The organism is Pasteurella oralis (assembly GCF_042681465.1).
Lineage (GTDB): Bacteria > Pseudomonadota > Gammaproteobacteria > Enterobacterales > Pasteurellaceae > Pasteurella > Pasteurella oralis.
On the sequence record NZ_JBHUFP010000002.1, the window covers coordinates 91,572 to 104,228 of the forward strand.

Annotated in this window: 11 protein-coding genes; 7 read left to right on the forward strand and 4 right to left on the reverse strand. The window is 36.1% G+C overall.

The genetic code is table 11. From position 1 onward, the window contains the following. The first annotated feature begins 11 nt into the window (after positions 1–11). From purB to ACFSAV_RS01105, 5 genes are all read left to right on the forward strand, one after another. Positions 12–1,379, forward strand: a complete 1,368-nt coding sequence (gene purB, locus ACFSAV_RS01085) for an adenylosuccinate lyase (RefSeq protein ID WP_379095268.1) — start codon at positions 12–14, stop codon at positions 1,377–1,379. Positions 1,380–1,789: 410 nt separating this feature from the next. Beyond that, entirely contained in the window at positions 1,790–3,376 is a 1,587-nt protein-coding gene (locus ACFSAV_RS01090; RefSeq protein WP_379095272.1) for an L-lactate permease, read from the forward strand. Between the two features lie 77 nt (positions 3,377–3,453). Next, positions 3,454–4,173, forward strand: coding sequence for a (Fe-S)-binding protein (locus ACFSAV_RS01095; RefSeq protein WP_379095274.1), 720 nt, complete (start codon positions 3,454–3,456; stop codon positions 4,171–4,173). Positions 4,174–4,184: 11 nt separating this feature from the next. After that, complete coding sequence (locus ACFSAV_RS01100) at positions 4,185–5,588, forward strand: LutB/LldF family L-lactate oxidation iron-sulfur protein (protein WP_379095277.1); 1,404 nt, start codon at positions 4,185–4,187, stop codon at positions 5,586–5,588. Positions 5,589–5,604: 16 nt separating this feature from the next. Continuing rightward, positions 5,605–6,312, forward strand: a complete 708-nt coding sequence (locus ACFSAV_RS01105) for a LutC/YkgG family protein (protein WP_379095280.1) — start codon at positions 5,605–5,607, stop codon at positions 6,310–6,312. Between the two features lie 97 nt (positions 6,313–6,409). Here ACFSAV_RS01105 and pssA read toward each other — a convergent pair whose 3' ends face one another. Then, positions 6,410–7,786: a CDP-diacylglycerol--serine O-phosphatidyltransferase gene (gene pssA, locus ACFSAV_RS01110; RefSeq protein WP_379095283.1), complete on the reverse strand. Its 1,377-nt coding sequence runs from the start codon at positions 7,784–7,786 to the stop codon at positions 6,410–6,412. A 165-nt stretch (positions 7,787–7,951) separates the two neighbouring features. On the opposite strand from pssA, the gene ACFSAV_RS01115 reads away from it, so the two are divergent. Continuing rightward, positions 7,952–9,040: a TrmH family RNA methyltransferase gene (locus ACFSAV_RS01115; RefSeq protein ID WP_379095288.1), complete on the forward strand. Its 1,089-nt coding sequence runs from the start codon at positions 7,952–7,954 to the stop codon at positions 9,038–9,040. A 109-nt stretch (positions 9,041–9,149) separates the two neighbouring features. On the opposite strand, the gene ACFSAV_RS01120 is transcribed toward ACFSAV_RS01115, so the two are convergent. From ACFSAV_RS01120 to metN, 3 genes are read right to left on the reverse strand one after another with little or no spacing between them, the layout of a single operon-like run. Continuing rightward, on the reverse strand, positions 9,150–9,980 hold the full coding sequence (locus ACFSAV_RS01120; protein ID WP_101776159.1) for a MetQ/NlpA family lipoprotein: 831 nt from the start codon (positions 9,978–9,980) through the stop codon (positions 9,150–9,152). A gap of 43 nt (positions 9,981–10,023) precedes the next feature. Further along, positions 10,024–10,713 (reverse strand): methionine ABC transporter permease, encoded by a 690-nt coding sequence (locus ACFSAV_RS01125; protein WP_101776158.1) that lies wholly within the window; start codon positions 10,711–10,713, stop codon positions 10,024–10,026. Further along, positions 10,706–11,740 (reverse strand): methionine ABC transporter ATP-binding protein MetN, encoded by a 1,035-nt coding sequence (gene metN / locus ACFSAV_RS01130; protein WP_101776157.1) that lies wholly within the window; start codon positions 11,738–11,740, stop codon positions 10,706–10,708. The genes ACFSAV_RS01125 and metN overlap by 8 nt, the downstream gene beginning before the upstream one ends. 197 nt (positions 11,741–11,937) lie before the next feature. On the opposite strand from metN, the gene gmhB reads away from it, so the two are divergent. Continuing rightward, positions 11,938–12,492: a D-glycero-beta-D-manno-heptose 1,7-bisphosphate 7-phosphatase gene (gene gmhB, locus ACFSAV_RS01135; RefSeq protein ID WP_379095293.1), complete on the forward strand. Its 555-nt coding sequence runs from the start codon at positions 11,938–11,940 to the stop codon at positions 12,490–12,492. Positions 12,493–12,657 lie beyond the last annotated feature (165 nt).

Sequence of the window (12,657 nt, forward strand, 5' to 3'; positions counted from 1 at the left end):
AGCAAACCTCTATGCAACTTAACGCATTAACTGCACTTTCCCCGATTGACGGACGTTACCAAGATAAAGCAAGTTCATTACGCCATATTTTTAGTGAATTTGGTTTATTAAAATTTCGTGTCACTGTTGAAGTGCGTTGGCTACAGAAATTAGCAGCGACTACACAAATTCAAGAAGTTTCTTCATTATCCAAAGAGGCAAACGATTACCTTAACCAAATTGTTGATAATTTCAGCTTGCAAGATGCCGAACGTATCAAAGAAATTGAACGTACTACTAACCATGATGTGAAAGCGGTTGAGTATTTTTTAAAAGAAAAAAGTGAAGCGTTAACTGAATTAGCAAAAGTCAGTGAGTTTATTCATTTTGCTTGTACATCCGAAGATATTAATAACCTTTCTCATGCATTAATGTTAAAAACAGCACGTGAAGAAGTCATTTTACCTGAATGGCAAAAATTAATTGATGACATTAGTGCACTCGCGAATGAATATAAAGCTATTCCATTACTTTCACGCACACATGGTCAACCAGCGTCACCTTCGACGATGGGTAAAGAAATGGCGAATGTCGTGTATCGTTTAAAACGCCAATTCAAGCAATTACAACAAATTGAGATACTCGGTAAAATTAATGGTGCAGTAGGTAACTATAATGCACATCTATCCGCGTATCCTGAAATCGACTGGCATAAATTCAGTGAAGAATTTGTAACTTCATTAGGCTTAACTTGGAATCCTTATACGACGCAAATTGAACCACATGATTATATTGCTGAGTTTTTTGATAACGTTGCGCGTTTTAATACTATCATTATCGATTTTGATCGTGATTTATGGGGTTATATTGCCTTAAATCATTTTAAACAACGCACAATTGCTGGTGAAATTGGCTCATCAACAATGCCACATAAAGTGAATCCAATTGATTTTGAAAACTCTGAAGGTAACTTAGGTTTAGCTAACGCTGTAATGGCACATTTAGGGGCAAAATTACCGATTTCACGTTGGCAACGTGACTTAACTGATTCGACGGTGTTACGTAATCTAGGCGTAGGGCTAGGCTATTGTTTAATTGCTTATGCGGCAACGCGTAAAGGGATAAGTAAATTGGAAGTCAATGAACAGCATTTACGTGATGAGTTAGATCAAAATTGGGAAGTACTTGCAGAACCAATTCAGACGGTAATGCGTCGTTATGGTATTGAGAAACCTTATGAGAAATTGAAAGAACTGACACGTGGTAAACGTGTTGATGCAGTAGCGATGCGTGAGTTTATTGAGACCCTTGCAATTCCAGTAGAGGAAAAATGTCGTTTACAACAGATGACACCAGCAACTTATATTGGTGCGGCAGTAGAATTAGTTGAGAAATTATAAATAGATTAAATTTTAAACTTATTTATTTTTTTAGATTAAAATAATTTGTTTTAAATTTAAACAAAATTAAAAAAGGCTATGTAAATAATACATAGCCTTTTTTGATTATTTTAAATAAATTAAATTAATTTAGTCGCAAAAAATAAAAATTATTGTAGTTAATATCGTTTACTAATTAATCAAAAGTAGGAGCGATTTATTAGATATGTGAATTAAATCACACAAAATACGATCTTTTTTAAAGCATTTTTTTTTAATTACTTTAATATAACATGTCATTAACATTAGTGAGTGAAAGTATATTATTTGTACAATTTAATTTTGCATTTAAATATCTACTCATAAGTGATTATATTGGTTTTTAATATTTTAATTTGGTGTTGAAATCTAGCTTATTTATAGGATTTTTTATGATTTTCTTTTTAAGTATTCTTCCAATTGCGTTATTGATTTATTTAATGGTAAAACGCAATAGCTTACCTTCTTATATTGCACTTCCGCTAATTGCGTTGTTAACTTATCTTTTACAAGCATTTTACTTTGGTACAGATTTAACTCGTTTAAATGCCAATGTGATTGCTGGCTTAATTGCTACCCAGACTCCAATTACGATCATTTTTGGTGCGATTCTATTTAATCGTATGATGGAAGTTTCTGGCAGTACCGACGTGTTGCGTAAGTGGTTAGCAAATATTAATCCCAATCCTGTTGCTCAGATTATGATCATCGGCTGGGCGTTTGCTTTTATGATTGAAGGGGCAAGTGGTTTTGGTACCCCTGCTGCAATTGCTGCACCTATTTTAGTTGGTTTAGGTTTTAAACCATTACAAGTGGCTATGCTTGCATTAGTTATGAACTCTGTACCGGTATCTTTCGGGGCAGTAGGAACACCAACATGGTTTGGTTTTGGCACATTGGGGTTAAGCGATGATGTTGTTCTTGAATTAGGGCAAAAAACAGCATTTATTCACTTCATTGCTGCTTTTGTTATTCCATTATTAGCGTTACGTTTTCTTGTTAGTTGGCAGCAAATTAAACAAAACTTAGTCTTTATTTACATTAGTATCCTTGCTTGTACGGTACCGTATTTCTTATTAGCTCAAGTAAACTACGAGTTCCCATCACTTGTTGGCGGCGCTATTGGTTTATTAATTTCAATTTTAGTTGCTAATAAAGGCATTGGTATTAGTAAAGAAGAGAATACCGATCTACAACTAGAAAAAGTAGCATTTAATCAAGTCTTCAAAGCACTTTTCCCAACCATGATGTTAATTGTGATCTTGATTGTGACGCGTATTCATCAATTAGGTATCAAACAATTACTCAATGATGCAACAACATGGTTCTCTGTTTCGCTTGGTGGATTAGGCGAATTTAAAGTTAGTCAGGCACTTATTCTGTCCTTAAATAATATTTTAGGGCAAGGCATTAATGAGAGCTATAAGACACTTTACGTACCATCTCTCATTCCATTTATTGTGACTGTGATTATCTCTATTTTGGTGTTCAAATTGAATGGCGAGAAAACTAAGAACATTGTATCAACGACTTATCATCAAACTAAAAAACCATTCTTTGCCTTATTAGGGGCATTAGTTATGGTAAAATTGATGCTAGTGGGTAATGATAACTATGATTCGATGGTAATTACTATCGGTAAAACCTTTGCTGATGTGACTGGCGATAAGTGGGTTTACTTCTCTTCTTATTTAGGTGCAATTGGTGCGTTTTTCTCAGGTTCAAATACGGTTTCAAACTTAACCTTTGGTGGAATTCAATTATCTATCGCAGAAACAACAGGTATGTCAGTTCCGCTTATCCTCGCGCTACAATCTGTGGGGGGCGCAATGGGGAATATGGTGTGTTTAAATAACATTATTGCAGTATGTACCGTATTGAATGTGAGCAACCAAGAAGGCGCGATTTTAAAACGCACGGTTATACCAATGTTCTTATATGGCGTAATTGCGGCATTAGTTGCTGTTGTTATTTATTAGCCTGTCTTTTGTTATATCTTCATACATAGCTAACTTTTGTGAAGTTAGCTATGTGCTATTTTTTGGAGTAATCAAAAATGAATGTCAATTTTTATGTAACCTGTATTGCTGATGCATTGAAATCCAATGTGGCAAAGCAAACAGTGCTTCTCCTTGAACAGCTCGGCTGTCAAATTACTTTCCTTGAGCAACAAAGTTGCTGTGGACAGCCTGCAATTAACAGTGGTTATGTAACCCAAGCTATTCCAGCAATGAAAAAATTAATCGAAACCTTTGAGGTAAATGATTACCCTATTGTGGCGCCCGCTGGTTCTTGTGTGTATGCGATCACGACTTACCCAGAGTATTTAAAAGATGAACCAGAGTGGGCAGCGCGTGCGAAAAAAGTCGCTGATCGTTTTTATGATTTAACTGACTTTATTGTGAATAAATTAGGTATCGTCAATGTAGGTGCAAAATTAGAGGGCAATGCGGTTTATCATCCTTCTTGTAGTTTATTCCGTAAATTGGGTGTTAAAGAAGAACCATTAAAACTACTACAAAATGTGGAAGGATTAACCTTATTACCTATTCACAACCAAGAAACCTGTTGTGGTTTCGGCGGTACTTTCTCTGTGAAAATGGCCGAAATTTCAGGTGAAATGGTGAAAGAGAAAGTACAACATATCATGGTTGTGAAACCTTTATATTTGATTAGTGCGGATGTGAGCTGCTTACTGAATATTGGCGGACGCATGAAGCGAGAAGGGCATAATGTGAAAGTCATGCATATCGCTGAAGTATTAATGAGTCGCTAAGGAGGAAAATGATGTCAATTAAAACAAGCCACCTTCAATTTAAGCCGCGCATTAACGAAGAAATTCACAATGAGATCATGCGTAAAGCTGTTGTCATGGCGCAAGAACGTATTGGTGCTAATCGCCAAAAAATGGTGGAAGAGCTGGGGCATTGGGAAGAATGGCGTGATTTGGCTAAAGAAATTCGTAATCATGTTATCGAAAATTTAGATGCTTATCTTTACCAACTTTCGGAAAAAGTGACTCAGAATGGTGGTCATGTTTATTTTGCTGCGACTGCTGAAGAAGCAACCAACTATATTAAACAAGTGGCTAAAGCCAAAAATGCAAAGAAAATTGTGAAGTCAAAGTCAATGGTCACCGAGGAAATCGGTATGAACCATGTTCTTGAGGCAGAAGGAATTAAAGTTATTGAAACCGATCTGGGCGAATATATTCTTCAAGTCGCAGAAGATAAGCCATCACATATTGTGGTACCTGCTATTCATAAAGATCGTCATCAAATTCGTAAAGTGTTAGCAGAAAAGTTAGGCTATACGGGTTCCGAAATGCCGGAAGAAATGACGTTATTTATTCGTGAAACTATCCGTAAGGATTTCTTAGAAGCAGATATTGGCGTGAGCGGTTGTAATTTCGCAGTCGCAGAAACAGGTAGTGTATGTTTAGTGACTAACGAAGGTAACTTACGTCTAGCAACATCATTACCGAAAACGCATATTGCAGTAATGGGGATGGAACGTTTAGCGCCCACTTTTAAAGAAGTTGATGTTTTAATCACTTTATTAGCACGCAGTGCGGTAGGTGCACGTTTAACAGGTTATAACACTTGGTTAACAGGTCCTCGTTTGGCTGGTGAAACGGATGGTCCAGAAGAATTCCATTTAGTCATTGTCGATAATGGACGCTCGAAAATGCTTGGTTCAGAATTCCGCGAAGTATTACGTTGTATCCGCTGTGGTGCTTGTTTGAATACTTGCCCAGCTTATCGCCAAATTGGCGGGCATGGTTATGGTTCTATTTATCCAGGTCCAATTGGATCAGTGATTTCACCCATTCTAGGTGGCTATGAGGAATTTAAAGATCTACCGTCTGCCTGTTCATTGTGTACCGCATGTAATCAAGTTTGCCCTGTCAAAATTCCATTAGCAAATTTATTATTAAAACACCGTCGTAATATTGCTGAGTCAGGCATGAATCCTGTAGTAGAACGTTTATCAGTGAAGGCATTTACAGTGGCTAATAGTCATCCAAGCTTATGGAAAATTGGCGTCAATGTTGGTGCGAAAGTCGCAAAATTAGCAATTCGTGATGGTAAAATGCCGATTCAAGTCGGTGCGGTTGCAGAATGGACTAAAGCTCGTGACTTACCAGAAGCTGAAGGTGAAAGCTTCCGTTCTTGGTTCAAAAATCGTTAATTAGTGAGGAATTTCTATGTTAGATCAACAAAATAGACAACAGTTTTTAGATAACCTTGCGCAACAACTTGGACGAGAATTTCGTCCTACTATCACAGGGCGTTATCCACAACTGAATAACTATCCGACAACACGTTTAACAGAATTAAGTATTGATGAGCGCTGTACTGCGTTTGTTGAATTTGCTTCGCAGACGATGTTAGTCAACTGCAAAATTACAACCCCTGAACAGGCGAGTACTGATTTATTAGCATTATGTGAACAATATGGTGGCGGTCCTGTTATTTTAAACGACGATGCACGTTTAGTTGAAGCGGGGATTACACCTGCGATACAAGCGCAATATGAAACGCATATTTGGGCGGAAAACTCAGCCGAAATGAATCGCACTTTCGCCAACAGCGCTAATATCGGTATTGTATTCGCTGAATATGGCTTAACAGAATCTGGTGGTATTGTACTGTTTTCTAATGCGCAATCAGGTCGTTCAGTCAGTCTATTACCGAAAGTATCTATTGTTGTGTTGAACAAAAGTACTATTTTGCCCCGTGTTGCACAACTATCAGAAATTTTGCATCAAAAAGCAAAACGAGGTGAGCGTATGCCATCATGTGTCAATTTGATTGCAGGTCCAAGTTCCACCGCAGATATTGAGCTTATCAAAGTCGTTGGCGTACATGGACCTGTTGCGAAAGCTTATTTGATTATTGATGATACAAAATAGGTGAAAGACCGCTAAAGTGCGGTCTGTTTTAGCTAAGTTTTATTAATAAATAAAAGTAGAATATTGTAAAAATGGAGGCTTATTGCCTCCATTATATTTATAGAATCATTTTAATTAATTTATCAGCTTTGACACGAGCAAATTTTTTCAACAGCTTTTGTACCGGTGCTGGATACTGTTTCATTTCATCTAATTCAGAATAATGTTTTAGTATCGTCGTATGCTGACGAATACAGGTTAATTCTCGCTCGACTTGATCGCGTAGTTGTTGCTTTGGATCATGGATAAACAATCCATTCTCTGCATCTAAACGCCATGCCCTCGGATTTAAGTTATTGCCTGTCAATAGAATGTAGTGTTGATCTACCCAAACGCCTTTTAAGTGATAAGAATTATCACCATCTTTCCAAGTTCGAATCGTTAATAATCTTTGATTAATTTCATATTCAAACTTTTTACTAAAGCGACGTAAATTACTTTCGTATAAATAAGGCAATGCACCTGCCATTTTGAACGGTTCAGAAGGAGGAATATAGAAATCATTTGCTGTTTTGTCACCAACAATAATTTCCACTTTTTTGCCTTTATTAAGTAAACGACGAATTTTTTGTTGCAATGTACGTGGAAAGTTAAAGTAAGGTGTACAGATCACTAATTCCTGTTCAACAACTTGAAATAGATCTTCGATAGTTTGGTTCAAACGATTGTTATATTTGCTTAAACCAAACAAGACAGAAATACTGAGCTGCTCTTCATTTTCTTCTAATAGATTTGCCCCTTTCAACACATACTGTGCTTCAAAAGCTAATGTTTTACGAAATTCTTTAATCGCTGGACGAATTTCTTTTGTTGTTGGGCGATTGATGATATCCAGAGGATAAACTGCCATTGGATTTAATAAGTATTGCTGTATAAAACAGACCATCGCATCCGCTAATTCTGCATGAATGATTTTGTGATAGCGATCATAACGATATTTATTTAATTGATGTAGATAGACATTATTAATACTTGCACCGCTATAGAGCACAGTGTTATCAAATACAAAGCCTTTAATATGTAACACACCAAAAACTTCGCGCGTGTTAATTGGGACACCAAAAAACATATTTGGATCATGGGGTAATTGGTATTTTATACGTTCATCACAATACCAATCTGCATTAGTTGCACTTTTTTCTGCACCGAGTAAATTGCGCTGTGCTCGGTGCCAATCAATTAATATCTTGACATCGAGGGAGGGATTATCTTGTTTAGCGCGATAGATTTCATCTAAAATTTCTTGCCCTGCTTCATCGTGCTGCCAATAAAGCGCTGTGACATAAATACGTGATTTTGCTTGTTTAATGAGCTGAATAATTTGGCTTTTAAATTCTGCTGGGTTATAGAGAAATTCCACTTGTTCAGCTTGCAACGGTAAACAGAATAAACGATTGATATTTTGTTTTGCTCGTTTGGTTTTGTTTATCAACATAAAAATCATTCTCTTTAAGTTTGATTAGCTCGTTAGTTTACAATATTTAATATGGAACTTGGTAGCAAAATACGGTTTTTTCGTTATAATGCTCACACTTTATCGCGAAGTAGGGCTTTTTTTGCCTGAGTTTGCGTCTTCTAACAATCAAACTGGCACATCAAAATGAGTAATAAAACAAAAGTACCTGTTTTTCAACAAGCGCAAAATAAGCAATTTAATGAGCGCGTAGTCGGTGAAAAATTTGAAAAAAACACACCGCACTTCAAACATAAATCCCAAGAACGTGCTGCAAATAAATCCCGTGATAGTTTTCATTCGACGAATAAATCGCAGACAAGAAGTAAAGGCTCTCGTAGTATTCCAAGAGTAGAACAGCATATTGCACAAACCACGTTGCGAGCAGCAAGTGGTGCAGAAGGTAAAGTGAAAGTTGTTATAAAAAGTACGGGGATAAGTGATAAAGTCGCTGAGAAAAAAACAGGTCCTCTTTCACCACGTGCCCCTGAAAAAATTAAGAAAAATCGTGCAGAAGAAATGAAAGTATACGGCGAAAATGCTTGTGCTGCATTATTTGCACAGCGACCAGACAGTATTGTACGAGTTTGGGCAACTGTAGAAATGGCAAAAAAGAGCGGTGAGTTATTCAGTTATTTAGCGACAAGTAAAAAGGTCTATCATGTCGTGGATAATGCCGAATTAACTTTAGTGAGTGGTACGGAGCACCATGGTGGTATCTGTATGTTAGTGAAAAAAGCCAGACCATTTACTTTATCAGGTTACTTAGATATCCCTCGTAAGCAAGACTGTTTAGTGATGTTGGATGGTGTACAAAATGCGCATAATATTGGTGGCATTGTTCGCACTTGCGCGGTATTCGGTGTGAAAGGAATGATTGTAGAGCGGCAATTTGTAGATAATCTGAATACATCAGCTGCAGTACGTGTTGCTGAAGGTGGTATGGAATACATTCGCGTGTTAGAAACGGATTATGCAGATAATGCGCTAAAACAACTTCGTCAAGCAGGCTATCAAGTTATACATCTTTCAGCCAGTAAACAAGCTAAAGCACTTAGTAAAATTAAGTTTGCTCATAAAGTAGTTTTTGTCGTGAGTGAAGCGGGGAGAGCTATATTAGCAGAAAAAGAAGATGAAAAAGTTGTTTTGTCTTTAAATAACCCTCTCAATGCAGAATTGAACATTGCTGTTGCAACGGGCGTATTACTGGCACAATGGGATTTAAGTATAAATTAAGCATTTATGTACTAGTTTAATGTTAGTCTATCAAATATTAGTAAATAGCAAATAAAATGATCCCCAGTCTATGCTGGGGATCATTTTATTTAAAGCAAAGTAAAAAATATTACCAACCTTTTACAACACCATCATTAAAATGTTTAACTGCTTCTTGATAAACTTCTTCACTTTGGAAAGCTTTAACAAAATCTTTAATGACATCATTTTCTTTATTGTCTTCACGAGTCACCACCAAGTTTACATAAGGTGAATCTTTATCTTCAACAAAGATACCATCTTTTTCACGGGTTAAACCATGCTGACCTGCATAAGTATTGTTGATGATTGCGAAGTCAACATCATCTAATGCACGTGGAAGTAATGAAGTTTCCACTTCTTTGATTTGAATATTTTTTGGATTTTCAACAACATCAATTGAAGTTGAGAATAAATTGCTTGAATCTTTTAATTTAATGACACCTTGTTTTTCTAAAAGCAATAATGCACGACCTAAGTTACTTGGATTGTTTGGTACCGCAACAATAGCACCATCTTGTAATTCAGATACATTTTTGATTTTTTTAGAATAAGCTGCAATTGGGAAGACGAAAGTATTACCAACGATAGCCAATTTATAACCACGTTGCTCTACCTCTTTATCCATATAAGGTTTGTGTTGGAACGCATTAGCATCTAAATCACCTTTTGAAAGCGCTTCATTTGGCTGAGTATACTCAGTAAATTCAATCAGTTTCACATCAATATTGTATTTTTCTTTTGCAATACGTGCAGCAACTTCAGTGACTTGTGCTTCTGCGCCAGACATGACACCAATTGTTAATTTACGCGCAGCAGGTTCTTGTTTTGCCGCTGTTGCTGCGGGTTTATCATCTTTACAACCTGCTAATGCGATTGCCGAGAAAATGGTCGCAAGACCTAAAAGTTTAGTTAATTTCATAAGTAATCCTCTGAAAAAAGATGTTGTGTTAGTTATGTTTTAATTAGCGATGATCAAAACGTTCTGCCAAATAATCCCCTAGTTTTTGGCTTAACATGACGATCAAAACGATAATTATTGTTGCGATCCATTTTACATAGATCATATTACGGTGTTCGCCATAAGTAATTGCAAGATTACCTAAACCGCCGCCGCCAACAGCGCCAGCCATTGCTGAATAGCCAATTAATGCTACTAAAGTAAGCGTGATGCCGTTAATTAAAATTGGAATTGACTCTGGTAAATAGTATTTGGTTACAATTTGCCAATTTGTAGCTCCCATTGATTTTGCTGCCTCTGTCAGTCCACTTGGAATTTCAAGTAAGGCATTTGATGTAAGCCTTGCAAAAAATGGAATTGCTGACACACTTAATGGAACGATAGCAGCTGTCGTACCTAATGTTGTGCCGACAACTAAACGGGTAAAAGGCAATAAAATAATCAGTAAAATAATAAAAGGTACCGAGCGACCAATATTAATAATCACGTTTAATACTTGATGCGCGCGACGATGTTCTAAAATTTCACCTTTACCTGTCAGAAAAGCAAGGAAGCCTATTGGTAAACCTACAACGATAGCAAATACTGTTGCAGTAAAACCCATATAAAGTGTTTCCAATGTTGAAAGACCAACGAGCTCCCAAATTCTTGGTGACATTTCTTGGGTAAAATCTGCCCATAATTGATCAAACATAGCCTAGTACCTCAACTTTTACATTATGTTCCATTAAATATGTTTTTGTTTTTGTAATTGCGTCATCATCACCTTCCATTTCTGCAATAACAAAGCCGAATTTTACACCACCTGCATAGTCAATTTGTGAGGTTAAAATACTTAAATCAACGCCAAACATTTTTGAGGCTTGTGAGAGTACTGGGGCATCCACGGTACGTCCAGTGAACTCAAATTGTACAATTGGCCAAGAGTTCGCATGTTTTGGTGTATCTGATAATTTTTCCATATATTCCTCTGGTAAATTAATATGAAAAGTTGAGCGAATAAATTCTTTTGCCAATTGAGTTTGTGGGTTAGAAAAGATTTCACTCACAGAACCTTGCTCAATTAAATGTCCTTTATCAATTACAGCTACTTTATCGCAAATCCGTTTGACTACTTCCATCTCGTGAGTAATTAATAGGATCGTGATACCTAAAGTGCGGTTGATTTCTTTTAATAAAGCCAAAATAGATTGTGTTGTTGCTGGATCTAAAGCACTGGTTGCTTCGTCACATAAAAGTACTTTAGGCTCACTTGCAAGCGCACGTGCAATTGCTACACGCTGTTTTTGACCACCAGATAAATTGGCAGGATAAGCATCTTTTTTATCTGCTAAACCCACCAATGCCAATAATTCATTGACTTTATTATTAATTTTTTCTTTTGGCGTATGTTCTAATTCTAATGGCAATGCTACATTACCAAAGACAGTACGTGATGTAAGCAAATTAAAATGTTGGAAAATCATGCCGATATTACGTCGTTCATGAACTAATTCTGTATTTCTTAACTGAGTTAAGTCTTTTCCATCAACAATAACTGAGCCAGTTGATGGCGCTTCAAGTAAGTTAACGCAACGTATTAATGTACTTTTTCCTGCACCAGAAGCGCCGATAACACCACAAATTTGTCCTTTTGGCACATGCAGAGATACATTATCAAGTGCGGTCAGTTTTTTACCTGAAACATCAAAAATTTTACTGATATTTTCTAGCTTAATCATATAAGCCCTTTTATTTTATGATTCTTTATAAATAACATTGGATTTGTATTTTAGACGTCTAGATTTCCATGTCAATATATAATCAAAGATTTTTTATCATTATTGGTTATTAATATAGAATCAATAGCGAGTTTATTTGCTAAGGTTTGTAAGAAAAGGGATAATTTAATCTATAACTAAAGAGATAAGGATTGAAAATGAAAAAAGCGATTTTTTTAGATCGGGATGGTACATTAAATCTTGATCATGGCTATGTTCATGAAATTGATCAATTTAAATTTATTACTGGCAGTATTGAAGCATTACAACAACTTAAACAGATGGGTTACCTTTTGATTTTAGTGACTAACCAATCTGGTATTGCACGCGGTTATTTTTCAGAGGAGCAATTTTTGCAACTCACAGAATGGATGGATTGGTCACTTGCAGATCGCGGAGTGGATTTAGATGGCATTTATTATTGCCCACATCATATTGAAGGTAAAGGAGAATATAAGAAAGAATGTAATTGTCGTAAGCCTAAATCAGGTATGTTATTGCAAGCAATCAAAGAATTAGATATTGATCCAACAAGATCAGTTATGATTGGTGATAAAGTAGAGGATATTTTGGCTGGAAAAGGCGCTAATATCGCAATTAATATTTTAGTTAGAACTGGAAAACCAATCACATCAGAAGGCGAAAAATTAGCCAGTTATGTATTAGATTCTATTGTTGAGCTACCAAAATTATTAAATGGCTTAAAAAACTAACAATAAGTAGATAAATTTTGTACTTTGCGCTTTAAAAATAATCTTTTAATAAAAAAAGTGAAAAAAAAAGCAAAAAATAGGTTGCATGAGATTAATTTTTGCCTATAATACGCCGCACACAACGACGCGCCGTTGTAGGTATAAAGATTATTACAACTTGCGTCG